We start from the raw sequence: 22,701 nt of genomic DNA, 5'->3' as shown, positions 1-22,701 counted from the left end.
GTTGGAATTCGCTCTAAATCAATGATTAACGAGAAGTGCGTCGCGTATTTATATTCATTTTAGATCTATCTAATACCTGTTTTTCATTTTTAAAGTTATATCCCGAACGTTATCTTACGCCATCAGTTTATAGCTCTATATAAAAAAACAGTCAGCATTTAGCGCTGATTGATAAGGTCAAATTATGAATTTCTCAGTGGTTGCCTCTCTGGCGGTGTTTGTCGCCATACTATTCTTACTTTTTAGCCAGCAACAAAAACAGAACACCCTATCTCGTCTTGTTCTGATCGGCCTGGTTACCGGTTCACTTTTCGGTCTTGCTCTACAACTGATTCATGGTGAGGGCAGCGCTGTGATTGCTCAAACGCTTGAGTGGGTTGGCATCGTTGGCAGTGGTTATGTTGGCCTGTTGAAGATGGTGATAATGCCATTAGTACTTGTCTCTATGATTGCTGCGGTAGTCAAATTGGAGAAAGGCGGCTCACTGGGCAAAATATCTGGCCTAACGATTTCTGTTTTATTAGTAACTACCGCGATTGCTGCACTTATCGGTATTGTTGTCACCTCAACGTTTGGCTTGTCAGTAGAGGGCTTGACCGAGGGTGCGCGCGAAACCGCTCGTATTGCTGTATTAGAGAGCCGAGCAGGCAGTGTGAGTGACCTGACTATTCCCCAAATGCTAATTAGCTTTATTCCAACCAACCCATTCGCTGACCTAACGGGGTCACGCTCGACCTCTATCATTGCTGTGGTTATTTTTGGTGTTTTGGTAGGTATCGCCGCACGAAAAGTCATGGCAGAAAAAGAAGAATTGGAATCTCCTATTCGTACTTTCGTTGAAGCCGCTCAGTCTATCGTGATGCGTTTAGTTAAGATGATCATGGCATTAACGCCTTACGGTATCGCGGCATTAATGGCAAAAGTGGTCGCAACCTCAAGTGCTGGTGACATCTTTAACTTGTTGGGTTTCATCGTAGCATCGTACGTTGCTATTTTGCTTATGTTCCTTGTACACGGACTGCTAGTGTCTTTCGTTGGTGTGAGCCCAACAGAGTACTTTAAGAAGATTTGGCCAGTACTAACTTTCGCATTTACATCACGCAGTTCAGCTGCAACGATTCCACTGAACGTGGAAGCGCAAATCACTAAGCTTAATGTGCCACCTGCAATTGCTAACCTCTCGGCATCGTTTGGCGCAACAATAGGTCAGAATGGTTGTGCTGGTATCTACCCTGCGATGTTAGCCGTGATGGTTGCCCCGACAGTAGGCATTGACCCTTTAGAAATTAACTTCATTCTGTCATTGATTGCGATTATCACCATCAGCTCATTTGGCATTGCCGGTGTCGGCGGCGGCGCAACGTTTGCTGCACTTATCGTACTCCCTGCAATGGGATTGCCAGTAACGATTGCCGCGTTACTTATCTCTATCGAACCACTAATTGATATGGCGCGTACTGCACTTAATGTTTCTGGTGCGATGACAGCAGGTACGCTTACTAGTCGACTATTGAAGTCTTCTGAAAAAGAGACACGATTGGAAGAACAAAAAGCGTAGATCACTCACTGTTTCAACCACTCAAATAATCAAGCCGATGGTTTTCCCGTCGGCTTTTTTGGTTTTCAGGCTCGCTAAAATAAAAGCATGGCTAATCTCCCCAACCTTTTTCAAAGACTTACTAGAGTCTAAATAAGATTTGCTGCAAATAGGTTTGTTAGGAAAATTTGTTATGATATAACATTACAAAAAATTAAATCCGCATACGAATAACATCGGAGGTTATATCATGACTTCAACTTTAACCGAGTCCATTACAACTGAAGCCTTGGAAAACACACACAAAACTGCATGTTCCAGTGCACGAAAAGAACCGACGGTGTTGGCAGACATTTATCAAGAAGACATCAATATCGCGATTTGGCGGCGTCAATTTGATCAACAACTTATTGATGCAAGCAAAGCGTTTGTTACATCAAACCCCAACTTTGGTAAATCCTTAAGCGTATCTCCAGAAAACGCCTTAGAAGCGTTGCAATTCGCAACTGATGGAAACGCGCCAGAAGTGCTACTAAGAAATATTGCTGAGTTGGTTGATATGTTCTGTTATCTGTTTGAACTAAAAGATGCAGGGTTACGCCTCACAACGCTAAATAGCGCAATGTGTCCCCGCTTTCACGTTGACCAAGTACCTTGCCGATTGGTTACGAGCTATTTTGGTAGCGGCACGCAATGGCTTCAAAATAGTACTGTCGATCGCTCTAAATTGGGGCGCGGGAGTAACGGATTGCCAGATTCAGAGTCGGGCTTATATGACGTAGAGTCTGATATACAGCAACTTGCTTGTGGTGATGTTGCCCTTCTTAAGGGTGGGCGCTGGATAGGTAATGAGCATACGGGCTTGGTACACCGCTCACCGAACATTATGTCTAACGAAACCCGATTATTAATGACATTGGATTTTGGTTAGGAAAATACACACCGCTCAAATAGCGCCAGTTATTCGATAAAGAAATGCCTTACTGCTTACACGCTAACCAGACATAAATTATCAAGCTGATGCTTATACGACCTCTTTTTCATTTTCACAACTTCACCTTGCATCTTTCGTTGCGAGTCAAGGCGTTGAATGGTCTAATACTCCCATCGGTTCCGTAAACGGTAAGCAGAATGCACCAAGATAATCAGCCCACTTTTTTCTTCTTTGACTACGAGACTTGGGGTACAAGTCCAGCCAAAGATCGTCCGAGCCAATTCGCTGGTGTTCGTACAGATGAAAACTTCAATATCATCGGCGAACCATTAGTCATGTATTGCCGACCACCTGCTGATTACCTCCCTTCTCCCGAAGCAGCTTTGATTACCGGTATCACGCCGCAAAAAGCAATGCAAGAAGGCTTACCCGAGCCAGAATTTATTGCAAAAATTCACGCAGAGCTTTCGAAGCCAAAGACCACTAGCCTTGGATATAACAGTATTCGTTTCGATGATGAAGTGACACGCTACACCTGTTACCGTAACTTTATCGACCCTTACGCATGGAGCTGGCAAAACGGCAACTCACGTTGGGATTTGTTGGACGTAATGCGCGCATGTCATGCGCTTCGGCCGGAAGGCGTGGAATGGCCAGAAAATGATGAAGGCTTTACCAGCTTTAAATTGGAACACTTGTCGGTAGCCAACGGTATCGAGCACAGTAACGCCCATGATGCGATGGCCGACGTCATTGCGACCATCGAAATGGCGAAGAAAGTCAAAGCGGCACAACCGAAGCTGTTTGATTACTTTTTCTCTATGCGTAACAAACGCAAACTGAACGAACTTGTTGATATCGTCAACATGACACCATTAATGCACGTTTCTGGCATGTTAGGGCGTGAATGCCAGTATACAAGCTGGATCGTACCTGTCGCTTGGCATCCAACAAACAACAACGCCGTTATCACGATCGACTTGGCAAAAGATCCTCAGCCGATCCTCGACCTTTCGGCAGAAGAGCTAAAAGAACGCTTGTACACCAAACGCGATGAATTAGGAGACTTGCTTCCAGTTCCTGTCAAACTGGTGCATTTGAATAAGTGCCCTATTCTTGCTCCTGCAAAGACTTTGACAGCCGAAAACGCAGAGTTGATTGGTATTGATCGCCAAAAATGCTTAAGCAATCTTGCTTTACTTCGTCAGCATCCAGAGATCCGAGACAAACTTATTAGTCTATTCTCTATTGAGCGTGAATTCGAAAAGAGCGATGACGTTGATACGCAGCTGTACGATGGATTTTTCTCCCCAGCCGATCGAGCAGCAATGGATATCATCCGAGAAACGGATCCAAACAACCTCGCAGCTCTTGATATCGAATTCGACGATAAACGAATTAAACCACTGTTGTTCCGTTACCGTGCCCGTCACTACGCTGGCACACTGGATGAACAAGAACAAAGACGTTGGGCACAACACTGTCGTGAAGTTTTCGAAAGCCAAATTGAAGAGTACATGCTGAATTTAGAAAACTTAGTTCACGAACATGAAAGTGACGAAAAAAAGATAGCACTATTAAAATCTGTCTATCGTTACGTAGAGAGCCTAGCCTCCTAATTTCTTACCTTGTTCAAACGCACCTTCGGGTGTGTTTGTTGTTTTATATGCTGTCAAAATGATTAAAGACCGATTACTACAGCTGATCCATTTGCTTATTTCCCTCGCACTTATTATGGGAGCACTTGGTATCGGCAACACAATTCAAAAATTCGCTGGCATCTCCGTTCCCGGAAGTGTTCTTGGCATGCTTGTGCTGTTTTTCTCTATGACCCTTGGCTTAGTTAAAGTTGAATGGGTAAGGCCGGGAGCAACGCTTTTTATTCGTTACATGATCTTATTGTTCGTCCCAATCAGTGTTGGTTTGATGCAACACTTTGATATGTTGTTGGCAAACGCGCTCCCTATTATTGCGAGCGCAGTTGGCGGCTCACTGATTGTACTGGTCAGTTTGGCATGGCTCTTAGATTACTTGCTAAAGGAGAAGCATTAATATGTGGTTAATTGTCACTATTGTTGTTTTCTTAGCAGCACGTCAAATCGCCATTAAGGTCAATAATCCTATCGCGAATCCGCTACTGATCAGTATTGCTGTGTTAATTCCATTGCTTACCTTTTTGAAGGTACCGTTCGAGACTTACTATGCCGATAACGAGTACATCAGTTTCTTACTCCAACCGGCTGTCGTAGCACTAGCATATCCACTCTATGAGCAACTGCCTCAAATCAAAGCGAACTGGCGTATTATTGCTCTGGCTTGTTCTTTAGGCAGCGTGATGTCGATGCTAACAGCGACACTGATTGCCGTTGCGTTCAAAGCAGACATCAGCCTCATCGCAAGCTTAGTGGGCAAATCGGTAACCACCCCTATCGCGATGGAAATCTCTAGTCACTTAGGTGGTGAAGCCGCTGTTGCCGCCATTCTTGTGCTTATTGTTGGCTTATTCGGTGCGATTTTGGCGTATCCAATCTTCAATCTTATCGGCATTAAGCACCCTATTGCGCGTGGATTAACAATGGGTACCGTTTCCCACGCGCTTGGTACGGCAACTTGCGCAGAGAAACAACCCGGTGATGCTGCCTTTTCATCACTCGCACTCGTGTTGTGCGGTATTATCACATCGATACTTGCGCCAAGCTTCTTTGCTTTAGCCGTTTGGTTATACCAATAAAGATAAATGCCAAAGCCTGCTCTTTCTTGACGTAAATAGACTGAGCAGGCTTTAACTCCTTTCCAAAAAATTCGCAGTATGAATCTGAGTTGATATAGTTATTTATGGGACAGAGATAACGTTAAGCCTCTGTGCAATCGAATACATGTGTGAGCTCACTCTAACTATGTAACGTAAATTGTCATTACAGACATTAACGTGATCTAAAGCACAGAACATTTCCATCTTTCGCATAGAATAACTGTCCATGCAATAACAAGGATTCAACATGAAAAGTCGCATTGAACAGGCGCTAGCAAGCGCTCCTGAAGCACTTTCAACACATCTTGCTCCTATCGTTCTCGCTGACGATTTTGATGCCACTATTTCTGAGCAACAGTTTGATGAGCTGCTGAACGCTACCAACCTTTCAGACAAAGAGCTTCGTGTTGCTCTACTTCCTTTTGCCGCAGCGTTTTCTTACGCTCCGATTTCTGAGTTTTATGTAGGTGCGATTGTTCGCGGCCTATCAGGTCGTCTTTATTTTGGCGCGAACATGGAGTTTTTCGGCGTTCAACTGGGTCAAACCGTTCATGCTGAGCAGTGCGCGATTAGCCACGCTTGGATGAAAGGCGAACATGGCGTAAAAGACATTACCATCAACTACAGCCCTTGTGGTCACTGCCGTCAGTTCATGAATGAACTAAGCACCGCGAAAGAACTGAAGATCCAATTACCAGAACGTGAAGAAAAGTCACTTCATCACTACCTTCCTGAAGCGTTTGGTCCAGCGGATCTAGGCATTGAGTCAGGTCTTATGGCTGAGGTGAAGCACGAGTTTGTTTGTGATGAAGACGATGCTTTAATCCAAAAAGCCGTCAATGCGATGAACATCAGCCACGCGCCATACACTAACAACTTAAGCGGTATTGCGCTTGAGATGAACAGCGGTCGCGTATTCCAAGGCGCGTATGCAGAGAATGCAGCGTTCAACCCTAGCCTTCCTCCACTTCAAGTTGCTCTGATTCAGATCTTGATGTCGGGTGAGCAGTTTGAAGACATCAAAGCAGCAGCCTTGGTTGAAAACTCACAAGGCAAGATCAGTCACCTAGCTGATACTCAATCAACGCTAGAAGCACTAAATCCTGATATTCCAGTGAGTTTTGTGAACGTTTAATTCATACGATGCTTAAGAGATAGGCTCTACTTGAAGTAGGGCCTTTTTTATTATCAAAAACCATGCGCAAACGTTTGCTTCATCCGTAAAAATCAGTATGATCCTCTGCAATTTCTGTTTCATCACTTTATTTTGTAAGGGAACACTATGTTCGGTACTGCTACTAGCACTCATGCTACCCGTGTATTACTTTTGGGCTCTGGCGAGCTTGGTAAAGAAGTGGCAATTGAATGCCAACGTCTTGGTTTGGAAGTAATCGCATGCGACCGTTATGCCGATGCTCCAGCGATGCAAGTGGCGCATCGTAGCTACGTCATCGACATGCTTGATGGTCAGACACTGGAAGAGATCATCAACAAAGAGCAACCTGCTTACGTAGTTCCTGAAATTGAAGCTATCGCGACCGACAAATTAGTCGAATTAGAAGAGAAAGGCTTGAATGTTGTTCCTACAGCGAAAGCAACTAAGTTAACAATGAACCGTGAAGGCATTCGCCGCCTTGCTGCTGAAGAGTTGGCGCTAAACACTTCCCCTTATCAGTTTGCTGATAGCTTTGAGGACTTTAAAGCGGCAGTAGAACATGTTGGTATCCCATGTGTTGTGAAGCCAGTGATGAGCTCTTCAGGTAAAGGTCAAAGCGTTATCAAATCAGAAGAAGATGTTCAAACCGCGTGGGATTATGCACAAGAAGGTGGGCGTACAGGCGCTGGACGTGTGATTGTTGAAGGTTTTATTGACTTCGATTACGAAATCACACTGTTAACCGTGCGCGCAGCTGACGGAGTGCATTTCTGTGCTCCGATCGGGCATCGCCAAGAAGATGGTGATTACCGTGAATCATGGCAGCCACAAGCAATGTCAGACAACGCCATCAAAGCGGCTGAATACACAGCAGAGAAAGTCGTTAATGCACTAGGTGGCTACGGCCTCTTTGGTGTAGAGCTATTTGTTAAAGGCGATAAGGTTATTTTTAATGAAGTTTCCCCTCGCCCACACGACACTGGCATGGTAACCATGATTTCTCAAGAAATGTCTGAGTTTGCACTTCATGTTCGCGCGTTTACTGGTATGCCGATTAACAGCATCGTTCAGTATGGTCCTTCAGCATCAGCAGTCATTCTTGGGCAAGGCACCTCCACCGATATCCGCTTTGATAATATTGCAAAAGCACTGGCTCAACCACAAACACAAGTTCGCTTGTTTGGTAAGCCAGAAATCGACGGTCGCCGTCGCTTAGGTGTCGTTTTAACTCGCCGTAAAACGATTGAAGATTCGATTGAAGATGCAGTGAACAGCGCATCTAAAGTACAGATCGTTTACTGATTTCGTTAATCAGCTCAATATATACAAAAGCGCAGCTCAATTTGGCTGCGCTTTTTCTTTCTGTGGGTTCGAAAGCCCTTTATTCGCTCTCTATTAAGTACACTTCTTCAGAGAAGCGACTTAGACCTTTCTTCGCAATTTTCGGATGGTTTTCGTCGGCTTGGTCGACATTCAAACAAGTTACCTTATCACCCGCAAACAACTGTTCAATCTCTTCGACTGGCACGCTAAATGGAGGTCCTGACATCTCATCCTGTGGGTAGTTAAGAGTCACAAGTAAAATACGTCCGCCAGGGTTCAACAGTTGCTTAAGACGAACTACGTATTCTTCTCGCATCTCTTGAGGCAATGCAACCAAGGCTGCACGATCATAAATGATATCGGCTTTAGAAACTGGCGCAGTAAAAAAGTCACCCGTATAAATGGACAGCTCGTCGAACTGATACAGCTCATGCATGCCGTTAATCGACGTAACGGTCGGGGTATAGAAATGCTCAGCAAAAAATGCCCTTACCGCAATTTGGCTTAGCTCAACACCTTGAACCTCGTCATGTTTCGTCGCAAGCCAAATTAGGTCTTCAGACTTACCACACAGAGGAGCCAACACTATGTCTTCACGTTTTGGGTTGGTGCGTTGCCAAAATACTGGCAATAGTGGGTTTACATCATCTAGGTGAAAACCGATTTGGTTACTCGCCCATTTGTTGTGCCAAAATTCTTGATCTCTCATTTTACTTCTACTTGTCGGCTGATAAATACAATGAGCATTAACGCTACTTTGTGGGCTAAGACTAATGATTTTTTCAAATTTGTCTATGTTGTTCATCTTTGGTTAATACAGCATTGGTAGAATAGCTATCGTTCAAGAATGAACCCTTCCTTTTTCTGGTTATCAGAATAAAGACAAGCGAAATGGTGATCTGGAACACGATTCTACTATTAGGTTAAAACTCAGCCTTGGAATCTTTCACAGAGCCCCCATTAAATAGGTAGTACCTGATTTGCGAATCTTAGTGACCTTTTCGTTACCCATTTTCTAAGTGCAAGCAAGTTAAGGAGAGTGAATGAGCTTATTTCTACGTACTACAGCATTGATGCTTCTAGTACTAAGCCGTGCGCCGGCGTTCGCCGCACTTCCAAATGTCACAAATAACGAACAAGATCGTTCAGCTAGTCAAAACGAAGTTTGTTCAAAATTGTTCAAACATAGCCTTAGTGGTTTGTATGGTATTCAGTCAATCGACTCCAAACCAACTCAGCCTTATTCAGATTTCGACGTACTTTACAGCAAAGCTCACCAAGCGCAGTTCGAGCTAGAGACTATCTGTAAAAGTACTGCCCTTCTTAATGATGCTCAGCCTTACTTTGCTGGCGTTAAATCTCAGCACCGTGCCGAAGAGAAAATTGTTCACGAATTGGACGGTCAAGTAAACCGAATCACTGACTTAGCACGTGCAACCATTGTTGCTGACGATGTAGCAAGCTTGGTTTCGGTATACGAAGCGTTAGAGCGTGAAACAACGATAGTTAAAGTGAAAAACCGCTTTAAAAAACCAACAGCTTCCGGTTATCGAGACCTAAACCTCTTAGTTCGTTTACCTAAGACCAACCTCGTTGCCGAAGTGCAGCTGCATTTAAAAGCTATTGCGGATGTAAAAAACGGTCCAGAACACGACTTATATGAACAGATTCAGAAATTAGAGCGTCAAGCTCTAGTGGAGGATCGCCATTTGAATGACTTAGAAATGGCATCAATTAGAAACATGCGTACGCAATCTAAAAACTTATATCAAGAGGCATGGCATCCATACCTAACGACACACTTAGAAGCGGCATAATTGACATAAACTGATGTACTTAATACTAAAAAACCACCGAAATTGCGGTGGTTTTTTATTTGTTCTTTAGTAAATACCGAAACCTACAGACAAAAAGACCACGACAAAGCGTGGTCTCAATCCATGTTACATGGCTTACTGGTCTGCCTTTAAGTTCTCTACGCGAGCTTTCAACTTCTGACCCGGGCGGAACGTAACGACACGTCGAGCAGTAATTGGAATATCTTCACCAGTTTTCGGGTTACGACCAGGTCGTTCGTTCTTATCACGAAGATCGAAGTTACCAAAACCTGACAGTTTTACCTGTTCGCCACTTTCCAGTGCCTTACGAATCTCTTCAAAGAACACTTCCACCGTTTCCTTGGCGTCCCGTTTACTAAATCCCAATTTATCAAACAGGTTTTCTGCAAGTTCGGCTTTTGTGAGCGCCATAAAACTTTCCTCAAAGCTATGTTAAACAATGCTACCTTATGTGTAGCGCCAGAGCAGTTTTACCCTACCAATTCAACAACATATCGGGGTTACATCAGGAAGTGTATGCCAAGCTTATGATTTTCGCCAACTTTTTTCTTTGCTAATATATCGTTCACTGGAAGAGGAAGCTACTTTACCCACCAGTATTTCGAGATTTTACTTTAATTCTCTCTTTTCAAGGAAAAATATCCAGTTCAAATTACTAGTTTAAAAACAAAAAACAACATTAATCACTATTTAACAAAAATGTCAGATACTGGTCACTTTACAAACAATTGACAAAAAACTTTCCAATTTTTCAGTGGTTTGAGTGACGAGCAATATAGATCTGACCAGTACCATTCAAGTTACTTTTAATGCAGATACTGCTGATTTTTCCATAAAAAGAAAGCTTGAACGGTGCCAATATTCTGATGAGATAACAATGACGACATAGAGAAACATTGGTACTGTTTGCAAATAAATAACTCCCGTTCAGAGCGCCCAATGTTTCACCAAGTCATCAGTATTCTGTTCCCTGTTTTTGCTTTAGCTTGTGCGGGTTATTTAGTCGGACGTTATATCAAACCAGATTTTCGGCCGATCAATCGCATCAACATGGATGTGTTTACTCCTGCATTGGTCTTTTCGTCTTTGGTCAGCATGCCTCTTGATATTGGGCAAGCCCCCCTCCTACTGGCCGCAATTATTGCTGTTATCGTCCCTGGATTACTCATGCTACCCATAGCCAAGTTAACAGGACTCTCTTTCAAAGCGTGGGCACCACCACATATGTTTAGAAATAGCGGAAACCTTGCAATTCCGTTGTTCACCTATACTTTTGGAGAGCTAGCTCTCCCTTCTGCAGTATTGTTGTTTGTGGTTTCTGCCTGTTTACATATCAGTTTGGGCGTGATGCTTCTAAGTAGTGGCAACCCATTGAAGCAAATGTTTAAAATGCCTATTTTTATCTCTGCTTCTTTAGCACTCATTATCAACCTTTCTGGATTCAACGTTTGGCCACCATTTTACGAAGCGACCGCTTTACTTGGACAAGCCGCTGTCCCTGTCATGCTGCTTTCTCTGGGTGCTCAGATGTGTAACTTAAGACTTGGTGGTTTGAGAGTAGGGTTGCTTTGTACAGTGCAGTCGTTGTTAACTGGTGCGGTCGCGTTTGCGGTAATTTATTGGCTTATCCCACTTCCTACCATGCAATTGCAAATGATGGTGCTATTTACAATGTTGCCACCAGCAGTGATGAATTATCTTTTTGCTGAACGATTAAACATAGAGCCGATGACCGTCGCCTCTATGGTGCTATTTGGTAACTTCTTTAGCATTCTCACGCTACCATTACTGTTAATGTTTACGCTTTCATTGACATAAAGGCATCAAAGCTCGCGGACCACACAGCGATTAACAATGTTACACTGCACTAAATAACTCAACAGAATGTCAGGCTATTTCATAATCGTGCGTACCGTTATCCAAATTAGTGATTGCCACTTAAGCGATGAATCCAGCTTTAACCGCCTTCGCAAAGCCCTTAATACGGCTCAAAATGAAACAACCTGCGACACTCTCCTACTGACTGGAGACCTATGCTGCAACCCTAGGGCTAGCGACTATCAAGCTTTGCTTGCGTTCTTAAATAAACATATCCAAAACAAACACGTTTATGCCATTGCAGGTAACCATGATGACTTCATCCTAATGAAAGAAGAATTTCGTGATAGCAGCATTCATGTTGTTGAAAAAGCGGAAATTCATGGGCGACAAGTATTGTTTTTAGATTCGAGCGCTAAACCATTAGATGAACACCATCCTCTTGGCTCTGGCCGAGTTGATAACCGTGGAGTTGCCCGCTTTAAACGGCAGCTTCGCCATGCAACCAACCCGATTATCGTTGTCCACCATCCCATTATTCCTGTCGGCTCAGACTGGATGAAAGCGATTTGTTTGGAGAACGATGCAAGCTTACTTGCGCTTTTGGCTAAGCATCGAATTCAAGATGTAATTTGCGGGCATGGTCATGATGCACTAACGGTGACGAAGCAAGGTGTGACTCAACATATGGCCCCCGCCACCGCTTACGGCTTTGACCACAGTATTGACGAATACAACCGAAGTGAAAAGATTGGTGTGAATAAGATTTTCTTTGAAGATGAGAGGATCAAAGTGGAGACAATTTGGCTCTAGCTATTCCCTATTCCCTATTCCCTATTCCAAAAATACAAAAAACCCTGCCAAACTGGCAGGGTTTTCATTTCTTAAGAAGATGCGTTACGCAAGATTAGTCACGTAGAGACGCACCAAACTTCTCAGAAACGTGAGCAACGATAGCGTCAACCGCACCAGCGATATCTGCATCTTCAAGCGTACGCTCAAGTGACTGTAGAGTCAGAGCAATGGCTAGGCTCTTCTTACCTTCTTCAACACCTTTACCTACGTAAACGTCGAACAGTTTCGCATCTTTAAGGAACTCGCCACCTTGCTCTAGACAAGCGTTAACGATGTCACCAGATGCAACAGCTTCGTCCACGACTACCGCGATATCACGACGGTTTGAAGGGAATTTAGAAAGTGCTACCGCTTCTGGGATCACTTTGCTGTTGATTGCAGACCATTCGATTTCGAATACGATAGTACGACCGTTTAGACCGAACTTACGCTCAAGCTCAGGGTGAACTGTACCGATCACGCCCACTTCTTTGCCATCTACGATGATTGTCGCAGATTGACCTGGATGAAGTGCTGGGTTAGCTTTTTTACTTTCAGGTGACAGTGCAGCGAAAGAGTATGCTTTTTCGTTCGCAGATAGCTCTAGAATCGCTTCTAGATCACCCTTAAGATCGAAGAAATCAACCGTGTTAGTTTCGATATCCCAGTGCTCTTCACCACGAGTACCAGCGATAACACCTGCAAGCATTGGCTCTTGGCGCATACCGTTTTCTGCAGATTCACATGGGATGAAACGTAGGCCGTATTCGAATAGACGAACGCGTGGCTGTTGACGTTTCTGGTTGTGAACAACCGTGTTCAGCAGACCTTGGATAAGACCAAGACGCATCGCTGACATATCCGCTGAAATTGGGAATGGCAGGATTAGCGGCTCAACACCTGGAACAACTAGCTTTTGTTGCTCTGGCTCAACGAAGCTGTATGTAATTGCTTCGTGGTAACCGCGGTCAACAAGAAGATCACGAACGCGTTTCAGTGGAAGATCCGCTTCAACGTGGTTGTGCATCTTAAGCGCTGCTGCTGGGTGTTGGTTAGGGATGTTGTCGTAACCGTAAATACGGCCAACTTCTTCAATCAGGTCTTGCTCGATAGCGATATCGAAACGCCATGTTGGCGCTACTGCCATCCAACCTTCTTCTGAAGCTTCAACAGTCAAACCTAGACGCTCTAGGATTTCTACTACGTCAGCATCAACAATGTGGTGACCTAGTAGGTTGTCTAGTTTAGTACGGCGTAGAGCAACTTTGTTTGGCTTAGGTAAGTCTGTTTCAGACTCTACAGCAACAACAGGTGCAACTTCACCGCCACAGATTTCAACAAGAAGCTCTGTTGCACGCTCCATTGCGTTTACTTGCAGTGCGTAATCCACACCACGCTCAAAACGCATAGAAGAATCTGTATGCAGACCGTAGCTACGTGCGCGACCACGGATGTGGTCAGGTGCAAAGAATGCACACTCTAGTAGAACGTCTTTAGTTTCTGTTGTTACACCAGACTCCTCACCACCAAAGATACCTGCAATTGCAAGTGCTTTGTTGTGGTCTGCTACGACTAGTGTATCTGCGTTTAGTTCTGCTTCGCTGCCGTCAAGAAGAGTTAACTTCTCACCTTGCTCAGCCATACGAACTACGATGCCACCTTCGATCTTCGCTAGATCGAATGCGTGCATTGGTTGGCCTTGTTCTAGAAGCACGTAGTTAGTGATGTCTACAACAGGATCGATTGAGCGAATACCACAACGACGCAATTTTTCTTGCATCCATAGTGGCGTTTCAGTTTGAACGTTCACGTTCTTAACCACACGACCTAAGTAACGTGGACACGCAGCTGGCGCTTTCACTTCGATAGACACTTTGTCTTCGATTGAAGTCGCTACTGCTTCTACTGATGGCTCAGTCACGTCAGCGCGGTTTAGTACACCTACTTCACGTGCCATACCGCGAATGCTGAAACAGTCAGCACGGTTTGCTGTTAGGTCTACGTCTACCGTTACGTCGTCTAAACCTAGGAATTCACGGAAATCGGTACCGATTACTGCGTCTTCTGCTAGTTCCATGATGCCGTCTGACTCAACGTCGATACCTAGTTCAGTGAATGAACAAAGCATGCCGTGAGATGGTTGACCACGTAATTTCGCTTTTTTGATTTTAAAATCGCCAGGAAGAACAGCACCAACTGTTGCTACTGCTACTTTCAAACCTTGGCGACAGTTGTGTGCGCCACAAACGATGTCTAGAAGCTCTTCTTCACCCACGTCAACTTTCGTTACACGTAGCTTGTCCGCATCTGGGTGCTGACCACATTCAACAACGTGACCAACTTTAACGCCGTTGAACGAACCTGCTACAGGTAGTACGTCGTCAACTTCTAGACCCGCCATTGTAATTTGGTGAGTTAGTTCGTCAGTGGTAATCGAAGGACTAACCCACTCACGAAGCCATGATTCGCTGAATTTCATAGTGATTTATCCCCTGGATTACTTGAACTGTTTTAGGAAACGAAGGTCGTTCTCGAAGAACGCACGTAGGTCGTTTACGCCGTAACGAAGCATCGTTAGACGCTCTACACCCATACCGAATGCAAAGCCAGAGTATTTCTCAGGGTCGATGCCTACACTGCGTAGTACGTTCGGGTGAACCATGCCACAGCCTAGAACTTCAAGCCATTTGCCGTTTTTGCCCATTACGTCTACTTCAGCCGAAGGCTCTGTAAATGGGAAATAAGATGGACGGAAACGAACTTCTACTTCTTCTTCAAAGAAGTTACATAGGAAGTCGTGCAGAATGCCTTTTAGTTGAGCGAAGTTCACGTTCTCATCAACTAACATGCCTTCCACTTGGTGGAACATTGGCGTGTGCGTTTGGTCGTAATCGTTACGGTATACACGGCCCGGAGCAATGAAACGGAATGGTGGTTTGCCATTTTCCATTGTACGGATCTGTACGCCAGACGTGTGAGTACGAAGCATCAAATCAGGGTTGAAGAAGAAAGTATCGTGGTCAGTACGCGCTGGGTGATCAGCGGCAATGTTTAGTGCATCAAAGTTGTGGAATGCATCTTCGATTTCTGGACCAGACTCAGTATTAAAGCCAAGTTCACCAAAGAACTTTTCAATACGCTCAACAGTACGAGTAACTGGGTGTAGACCACCGTTCTCGATACGACGACCAGGTAGTGTTACGTCAATCGTTTCTGCTGCTAGCTTCGCTTCAAGCTCTGCACGTTGTAGTGCATCTTTACGAGCTGCGATAGCTTGCTGAACTACGCCTTTCGCTTTATTGATCTCTTGACCCGCTTCACGGCGCTCTTCTGGTGGTAGTTTACCTAGGCTTTGAAGTTGAGCAGTTAGCTCACCTTTTTTACCTAGATACTGAACACGCACTTCATCAAGTACGACTAGCGATTCTGCGGCTTCAATTGCTGCACTCGCGTTAGCAATGATCTCTTCTAGATGTTGCATCGTTTCCTCATCTACCTATTGGTAGTATCCATAAGGGAGTGATTGGTTTTTTGATAGCTGTACATAGTAGCCAAACCCGCCACCAAAGCCAAATTGAATTATGAAAAGAAGAGGTTATTGAATAAAAAGAACACAAAAACGCAAAAAAAGCAGCTTCGCACGTAAATCCCTAGGATTATGGCTTGCTGCTTTGTGCATAAATACTGCAGTTTCGTCCCCAAGTGAAAACACTTTAGGTCAGTCGACAATGCTAAAAATAGTATTGAATAGATAGCTCGACAAAGTCATCGTCTCTGGCGAAGTAAAGCAGATCGGTAGGCGTTTCGTTTTTAAACAACCAAGCATCGATTTGCCACTTGAAATGATTTGAAATGCGGCTGGAAGCCTCAAGTTTTGCGTTGTACACATCGGAGTTGTCGAGATCTTGCGTTATACCCGTTAAGATTTCTGTGCCGTCTTCGTCATTGAGCGCTAAACGAATGCCTGCAAAGACATCATTTTGACCGATATTTTGCGCGTTGTTACCACGGCTATCATAGAGATACTCACCAATAATGCCTACGTCCCATACTGTCTCAAAAGCGCCTACTATCGTGTATTCAAAACCCGTCACGACGCCGACATGATTGTCGAAGCTATCGCGGTAGACACTCTCTAGCTTCCATAACCAATCGCCCACGATGCCTTGAACATCCAGCCCAACATGGCTCATTAGGGCGTAGTAAGGCTTTAACTCTCCTTGATCAAACCGAAAATACGGGTCACGGTTTGTTCCATAAACATAGCTTAAGCCAACATCCCAATCGCCAAACATTTGTGCGTACCGAAAAGCGACATCCACATGCTTTTCTTCTCGGCTAGATTCATACAGCGCATCATCAGATACAACGGGTTCAATCCTCAAACGTCCATCTTTGCCTGCAAATGTTCGTTCGCGAAAATAAGGCAACACCATGGCATCGACCACTCCCCAGTCTTTGACTGACGTAAAATGGACCATGGGTTGGCCGAGTTTATCTTCATCATCAACGGCTTCTACCGCATCGACTTGGTTTATGACATCAACCAGATGTGCTGACTCGGTCACACCCCAGAAGACTTTACTGATGCCGACACGTAACTCGTAGTCATCCCAATAAGTTAAATACAACGCTTCGCGAATATCACCATGAGTCCGCTCGTCATCCATACTGTCTAAACGATAAAAGGGAGTGAACGTGAAACTGGCTTCCCCATCTTTGAGGTCCCAGTAAAACTCCGGCTGCAAAACCAGTGAAGCTTGTCCTTTCCCCTGCCCCTGAGCACCATCGGAGAAAAACTGACGATGCTCGATGTTGACCTGTCCTGCTAACTCAGCCGCCAATAAAGAGCCAGAGAAAGGCATAGTGGTTAGGCCAGCGAATATCATACTGGCCATGTTTACCCTACTCATTCGATCTCCTTACTTAACGCGCTTAAGTATGTTTTTGTTGAAATCGGTGTCTTTTAATCCAGTTTGGAACGTTAACTCACTTGTTGTCAGCTCAGTACTCTTACCGGTCTGGTGATTGGTCATCGCCATCGTGTGCGCACGCCAATATTGATTTAAGTACTGTTTGTAATCAGAGAAAACCAAAGTCTTAAGTAGCGCGCCTTTACGGTCATAGAACTCTACTTTCATTGGACGATAATGCGCTTTGTCCAACCACACAACTTGCTTGGTGTAACCTGAATTTTTATCGGTTGGAATTTGCTCTAAAACAAACGTATCTTGCCCTTTGATAGCGTCATCCTTGAGATAGTTAAATCGATACTTCTCAATTTCAAACGAACTTAGATCTTCGTACGCAAACTCACTGCCCATAAATGGCCCCGACTTATTACGTGATGCAATACGTTTGACGCGCTTTAATGCAGGTAGATAGAGCCATTGGTCATCGGAACCCACTGTATGTGAATGATTCAGGAATGCTGTGCCTTTTACATCACGTGGCTCATCAAAAATGGTTAACCCTTTGTCACCATCATCAACTACCTCAAGAGACTTTAAGCGCATCGCTCGGGTACTGCTTTCCCCTTGAGCATTTCGCAGGATCATTTGCATTGTCGCAACAGAATCACGCCAACCTTCGTCACGAGCCTTGCGTTCTTGTGCAATTTCCAAACCTTTGGCTTCGTCAGCCCAAGAAAATGGCGTCATGAGAAAAGAGGCTGCTATTACCGCTACTTTCAATCGTGTATTGAGTAAATTCATCATTCTATCCTTGTCTGTTTTCAGAATTACAACTGAGTTGCCGTAACACTTTTCTGTGAGTCCGTATCCGGGTTATTTATTGTCTTGTTTTGTACATAAGCTTCTTTATCGAATAACATCAATAACGTTGGTAGGAATAAGAAATCCACAACTAAGGCAATAAAGATGACTATCGCACTCAGTTGGCCCATGTCAGCATTCAAACGGAAGCTCGACATTGCCAAAACAGAGAAACCTGCGACTAAAACGACAGTCGTTATCCAGAGTGCTCGCCCCACCGTATGGAACGCATATCTAACCGCTTGCTCGGCAGTTTGACCTTCTTTACGTGCGCGTTGATATTTTGACAAAAAGTGCACGGCGTCATCGACCACGATCCCGAGTGTCAACGTCACTACGACAGACAATCCTAGGTTGATTTCTCCTGAAATCAGCGCCCATAAACCAAACCCAATGACGGCTGGTGCGATGTTTGGTACCAAGCTGATCAATCCCAGCTTGAGAGAGCGAAGCGCAAAGATGAGCAGTGCAGAAATAAGCACCAATGTGATAGGTAAGGTAGAAAGCATACTTGCCATGTTGGTTTCACCAATGTGGGCAAACATCAACGAAGGGCTCGACGCAACGACTTCATATTGAGGAGCGTTATTCGCAAACCAAGCGTAGATACGATTCTCAAGGTCAACCAATTCAACGCTGCCTAAGTTATCGACGGTCAAAACCATTTTAATTGAGGATTTATCAACATTAATTTGATTGTTGAGATCTAACCCATAAGGCAGTGACATTTCGTAAAGCAGCAAATACTGCGCGGCTAATTCGCGATCTTGTGGTAGTGAATAATAAGCATCATCGTCGGCATGCATGTTTTTATTTAGACGCTTATACACATCCGCCAGAGTTGCGACATGATCAGTTTCAGGCTGAGCACGCAACCAATCGGTGAAACGACCAATCGAGTTCAAAAATATTGGGTCTGCTATTCCCTGCGACTCATTAGTTTTGATGGCAATACTGATGTTTGTCATCCCACTGATTCGCTCTTCCATAAAGTCAGCGGCTTGGCGAAAGTCACTTCGTGAATCAAAGTACTTCACAGATTCATCATTCACTTTGTTTAGCGGGATTAAGCTCGCACTGACAACGATCACTAAAACAGAAAGGGGTAACAAGGCTTTTCGATTTGTCACCACAAAATCGCCTAGCTTATCCATAAAATCAGAACCGTTTTTCGATGTATTTTGTTTGACTCGTATCGGTAACAGTTTTAATAAGGCTGGCAACAAAGTAACAGATAAGAAACAGGCAATCATGACGCCCAGCGCGGATAAATTACCGAAGTCTCGTAACACTGGAGAATCCGACATATTCATCATCAGAAAGCCAATCGCCGTTGTTACTGAAGTAATAAGGATTGGCATGAAGTTGAGTGCAATACTGCGTTCTATCGAATGCGCTTTGCTAAATCCATTTTGCATAGACTGACGCATCGTGGCGATAACGTGAACACAATCTGCAACCGCGAGTGTCATGACTAAAGTTGGGACATTGACCGTCGCCGTACTCAGGAACATACCTGCCCAACCAGATAATCCCATAGTTGCCATCACGGACCCGATAATCACGACCAAGGTCGCAATCACACTCAAGAAAGAACGTAACATAATGGTTAGGAACACGAGAATAACAAGCAACATCGTAGGGACCAGCGTAGAACTGTCTTCTTGCGCAGCCGTCATAAAGGCGTAGTTCATCGCGATAATGCCTGCTTTATGAAACTCAACATTTGGGTAATTCTGCTGGTATTGCTCAATCATCCTATTGATGTGGTTCATCACTTCTTGAACTTCAGCGGTCTTATCAACTTCAGGCAATTGAACCGTGATATTTACAATCGTTACGTCGCCCTTCTCAGAAATCAAAGCGTTTTTAATCACTGGTTCCGTCAGGGCAATATGCTTAACTTTGGCAATGCGCGCCGACGTTAATTCATAGTCTTCATAAAGTAGGTCTTCGACAAGAAGATCATCTTCGATTGCTTCGGTATGTTGATAATTCGCAATGGAATCAACACGACTTGAGTAAGGGACTTGCCATGAGTCAACCGTTAAGTTCTGGACAAGTTGGAGGGTTTCTGGGGTGAAGACATCATTGTTATCTGGTGCAATAACAATGGCTAAGTTATCGGTTTTAGCAAAGGTCGTTTGAATTTCATCAAAGGCAAGCAACTGCTTATTAGTGCCATCAAAAAAGATATTGTAGTCACCACGAAAATAAAGGTTCTTTCCTCCTATTGTCGCGATTACAACGAATAATACTGTGGCCAGTAGTACCCATATACTGTACTTGGTTGGAATCTTCCCCCATTGAGCAGAGGAAGCTTGTTGAGCTTGGTGGTGTTTCATCACACTCTCCCTTTGTGACGTTTCGTCATAAAACGAAGTTAAAAAAGCAGCTTATGCTGTTCTCTAATTCCAGATACGTTTCTAACGCGATCTCTACACCGATTTAATTAGAGGCATTGGTTATTGGTGTAAAAATCATCGTTATTGACGATCCGTCAAATAGTGTGATTAAAAAACCAATCTTTATTGGATTGGTTTTTTGCATTCATGGGAATCAGCGATTCACTGAGTCTAAGAATGCAACTTCTTCACTGAACAATTCCTGCTCCACTCGACGCCAAGTTTTACGGTAGTCCCACTCTGTTGAGAGCGGCAACCATCCTAGGCCATCAAGCAACATATTCGCATTGTGAAGCACAGAGAAGGGGTCTTGTAGGCGCTGGATACAACGACTGTTCGATGCATTTTGCGCCAGCGCATTAGAGCCAAACGCAATAGACCAATTAGCAAACACAATAGCATCTGAGCCAACAGCTGGAGAAAACTTAAGATCCCCTATTTCTACTGCATGGTTTACCAAAGCGTCCGCACCGGATATCACTTCTTCTTCCAACTGGTTTAATTCGTTAAGGCGCGTTGGAGATGCTTTTTCTATCACCCACGGCGTTTTAGCAACAATTGCACACGTTGATAATACAGGCTCCATGCGAGCATAAATACGATACCCAACATGCATCGCAATGATTTTCTCGCGAGTATTACCATCAAAGTTTGCCGTACGCTCGAAGAACACGGCTTCACTCTTCAATGAATGGATACATAAAGCAAGAATCACGTCCTCTTTGCTACAAAAATGGTTGTAGATGGTCCCTTTTGAATAAGGGCTCGCTGCGGTTAGCTTATCCATCGTGAGATTTGCAAACCCCTGCTCTTGCACCAATGACTTCGCAAGCTGAATCAACTCTACCTCACGATCGGCAATCGCCTGTTGTTTCTTCGTTAAGCCGGAAACAACACGACAGTCTTGCTGTTTGTCATTCTTTTTGCAGCCAAAATTAAACATAATTCTTTGATCCGTATCCCCATGTGACGCTAACGAATAGTAACACGAATATGATTGGCAGAAAGTTCATTACCTTTCTGACGAATCGTCATAATTGACACATCGTCATGTTAGCTCATCAATTACACATTACAAGTATGAATCTATAAATCACTAAAAATAACTACTAGTTATATTGATAGGCTTGGCTTATCCCCAGCCGAAGCGATCGCACATCGGATATCTTCAATAAAGTTACCATCAGTTTGAACAATTCCATCAGAGAAGGTAACAGGTTGGTGTGGTCCCGCAACCAGTAAGACATTCGTAAAATCGGAGACATTGAAATTTTCTGCTACGACATTCTTGGAGTGAAAATCGAGAACAGTGCTCGCGACCTGTTCTTCTAATGTAAGTAATTGTTCTTCAGTAATTTTCATTCGAGATAATGCAACACGAACACACTTCTCGTGCGTGGTCGTTTGATCCTTGATGATCTCTGTGTACTTGTCGTTAAGCTTCGAGTTTTCAGCGTAGCTGTAGTAAAGCGGACCATGCAGCGTAATGTTGTTTTCTTCATCAACATAAACCAGATCAAGTAACTCTAGCGCGCCTAAATAGTCCGACATACTTTGTTTCGAGAGGTCATACTTTTTCATTAGGATGGTATAGCCGTCTTTCCCACGAAGCATCCGTAACTCTCGATAAAAATCGTAAAGATGAGGAAATTGGAAAAAGACTTCGTCTTGCGTGTGGCTAAAGTAATCTTGATCCTCAGCTTGAAGTTGATTTGCCAGCTTCTGCAATTCATCGAGGGTGCAGTCAACCGCGCGGCAATACTCGAGTAGCTTATCTAGAGCAAGGTTAGTACTAGTTAAATGACGTTTAAAAGTGGACAACGGCATGCCCATTTTCTCAGATAACTCTCGATATGTTAGCCCTTTAGTTTTTATCGCTTGTCGTAATGCGGCTAACAAGTACTCGGGAGTGAGTTCTCTCATCTACAATTCCTTATGGCAATGTTACAGCTGTATAGTATTTGTAACAATTTAGAATCACTTCGCAAGGCATAAGTTCATATTTTTATAAGAAAACTTTGAATTAATATACTTTCATTCACATTTACGATGTTAATGCTGGCACTTAAAATGCATTCAGTTTCATTATATTTGGCAAATTCATTACATTATAAACATCATAGTTTTAATGCTATTCGTCGCATTAAATCCTAGAAAGTAAAAATATGGCGAGAGTTTACGACTCAAACAAGCATTATGCGTTAGAACATTTGCCCTAAAAACAATTCATCAAAAAAGGCATAATTATTCAGCAGGACTGATGGTTCGTGAACACAATTAGGTTTAGCAGCGCAGTGCGATCGAAGTCACTTTAGTCAAAATTTCAAAGC

Annotated in this window: 19 protein-coding genes; 10 read left to right on the top strand and 9 right to left on the bottom strand. The window is 43.9% G+C overall.

Annotated elements, in window-relative coordinates:
• Positions 1 to 184: 184 nt before the first annotated feature.
• From L1076_RS13235 to purT, 7 genes are all read left to right on the top strand, one after another.
• A complete protein-coding gene (locus L1076_RS13235) occupies positions 185 to 1,558 on the top strand; it encodes an L-cystine transporter (RefSeq protein WP_237303751.1) in 1,374 nt (457 codons plus the stop codon).
• A 229-nt stretch (positions 1,559 to 1,787) separates the two neighbouring features.
• Entirely contained in the window at positions 1,788 to 2,468 is a 681-nt protein-coding gene (locus tag L1076_RS13230) for a DUF1826 domain-containing protein (protein WP_237303750.1), read from the top strand.
• Between the two features lie 200 nt (positions 2,469 to 2,668).
• Positions 2,669 to 4,090, top strand: a complete 1,422-nt coding sequence (sbcB, locus tag L1076_RS13225) for an exodeoxyribonuclease I (protein ID WP_045407066.1) — start codon at positions 2,669 to 2,671, stop codon at positions 4,088 to 4,090.
• A gap of 58 nt (positions 4,091 to 4,148) precedes the next feature.
• Positions 4,149 to 4,523 carry a CidA/LrgA family protein gene (locus L1076_RS13220; RefSeq protein ID WP_237303749.1) on the top strand — a complete coding sequence of 125 codons (375 nt, stop codon included), beginning with the start codon at positions 4,149 to 4,151 and terminating at the stop codon, positions 4,521 to 4,523.
• Between the two features lies 1 nt (position 4,524).
• Complete coding sequence (locus tag L1076_RS13215; RefSeq protein WP_038874735.1) at positions 4,525 to 5,202, top strand: LrgB family protein; 678 nt, start codon at positions 4,525 to 4,527, stop codon at positions 5,200 to 5,202.
• A 268-nt stretch (positions 5,203 to 5,470) separates the two neighbouring features.
• A complete protein-coding gene (gene cdd, locus L1076_RS13210) occupies positions 5,471 to 6,358 on the top strand; it encodes a cytidine deaminase (protein ID WP_039974524.1) in 888 nt (295 codons plus the stop codon).
• 147 nt (positions 6,359 to 6,505) lie between these two features.
• A complete protein-coding gene (gene purT / locus L1076_RS13205) occupies positions 6,506 to 7,681 on the top strand; it encodes a formate-dependent phosphoribosylglycinamide formyltransferase (protein ID WP_104037546.1) in 1,176 nt (391 codons plus the stop codon).
• A gap of 79 nt (positions 7,682 to 7,760) precedes the next feature.
• Here purT and L1076_RS13200 read toward each other — a convergent pair whose 3' ends face one another.
• Positions 7,761 to 8,411 (bottom strand): thiopurine S-methyltransferase, encoded by a 651-nt coding sequence (locus L1076_RS13200; protein WP_038874729.1) that lies wholly within the window; start codon positions 8,409 to 8,411, stop codon positions 7,761 to 7,763.
• A gap of 334 nt (positions 8,412 to 8,745) precedes the next feature.
• Here L1076_RS13200 and L1076_RS13195 point away from each other — a divergent pair, with 334 nt between their 5' ends.
• A complete protein-coding gene (locus L1076_RS13195) occupies positions 8,746 to 9,519 on the top strand; it encodes a RelA/SpoT domain-containing protein (RefSeq protein ID WP_237303748.1) in 774 nt (257 codons plus the stop codon).
• Positions 9,520 to 9,654: 135 nt separating this feature from the next.
• On the opposite strand, the gene ihfA is transcribed toward L1076_RS13195, so the two are convergent.
• The gene (gene ihfA / locus L1076_RS13190; RefSeq protein WP_005427969.1) at positions 9,655 to 9,951 is read right to left on the bottom strand and encodes an integration host factor subunit alpha; all 297 of its coding nucleotides are present in this window, start codon (positions 9,949 to 9,951) and stop codon (positions 9,655 to 9,657) included.
• Positions 9,952 to 10,479: 528 nt separating this feature from the next.
• On the opposite strand from ihfA, the gene L1076_RS13185 reads away from it, so the two are divergent.
• Both L1076_RS13185 and L1076_RS13180 read left to right on the top strand, forming a co-directional pair.
• Positions 10,480 to 11,358 carry an AEC family transporter gene (locus L1076_RS13185; RefSeq protein ID WP_038868634.1) on the top strand — a complete coding sequence of 293 codons (879 nt, stop codon included), beginning with the start codon at positions 10,480 to 10,482 and terminating at the stop codon, positions 11,356 to 11,358.
• A gap of 87 nt (positions 11,359 to 11,445) precedes the next feature.
• The gene (locus L1076_RS13180; protein WP_237303747.1) at positions 11,446 to 12,171 is read left to right on the top strand and encodes a metallophosphoesterase; all 726 of its coding nucleotides are present in this window, start codon (positions 11,446 to 11,448) and stop codon (positions 12,169 to 12,171) included.
• Positions 12,172 to 12,265: 94 nt separating this feature from the next.
• Here L1076_RS13180 and pheT read toward each other — a convergent pair whose 3' ends face one another.
• The 7 genes from pheT to L1076_RS13145 form a co-directional block, all read right to left on the bottom strand.
• Positions 12,266 to 14,671, bottom strand: a complete 2,406-nt coding sequence (pheT, locus tag L1076_RS13175) for a phenylalanine--tRNA ligase subunit beta (protein WP_104037548.1) — start codon at positions 14,669 to 14,671, stop codon at positions 12,266 to 12,268.
• Positions 14,672 to 14,689: 18 nt separating this feature from the next.
• Positions 14,690 to 15,673: a phenylalanine--tRNA ligase subunit alpha gene (gene pheS, locus L1076_RS13170; RefSeq protein ID WP_038868637.1), complete on the bottom strand. Its 984-nt coding sequence runs from the start codon at positions 15,671 to 15,673 to the stop codon at positions 14,690 to 14,692.
• A gap of 250 nt (positions 15,674 to 15,923) precedes the next feature.
• Positions 15,924 to 17,105, bottom strand: coding sequence for a hypothetical protein (locus tag L1076_RS13165; RefSeq protein WP_054755987.1), 1,182 nt, complete (start codon positions 17,103 to 17,105; stop codon positions 15,924 to 15,926).
• A gap of 9 nt (positions 17,106 to 17,114) precedes the next feature.
• Entirely contained in the window at positions 17,115 to 17,852 is a 738-nt protein-coding gene (locus L1076_RS13160) for an outer membrane lipoprotein-sorting protein (protein ID WP_227741112.1), read from the bottom strand.
• Positions 17,853 to 17,932: 80 nt separating this feature from the next.
• On the bottom strand, positions 17,933 to 20,311 hold the full coding sequence (locus L1076_RS13155; RefSeq protein WP_237303746.1) for an MMPL family transporter: 2,379 nt from the start codon (positions 20,309 to 20,311) through the stop codon (positions 17,933 to 17,935).
• Positions 20,312 to 20,525: 214 nt separating this feature from the next.
• Positions 20,526 to 21,314, bottom strand: a complete 789-nt coding sequence (locus L1076_RS13150) for a TetR/AcrR family transcriptional regulator (protein WP_038868643.1) — start codon at positions 21,312 to 21,314, stop codon at positions 20,526 to 20,528.
• 170 nt (positions 21,315 to 21,484) lie between these two features.
• The gene (locus L1076_RS13145; RefSeq protein WP_038868644.1) at positions 21,485 to 22,294 is read right to left on the bottom strand and encodes a helix-turn-helix transcriptional regulator; all 810 of its coding nucleotides are present in this window, start codon (positions 22,292 to 22,294) and stop codon (positions 21,485 to 21,487) included.
• Positions 22,295 to 22,701: the final 407 nt, after the last annotated feature.

Source organism: Vibrio sp. MMG023 (assembly GCF_021654215.1).
GTDB lineage: Bacteria > Pseudomonadota > Gammaproteobacteria > Enterobacterales > Vibrionaceae > Vibrio > Vibrio jasicida.
Note: the sequence above shows the minus strand (reverse complement) of the source record. Positions and strands in the feature narration are given on the sequence as shown.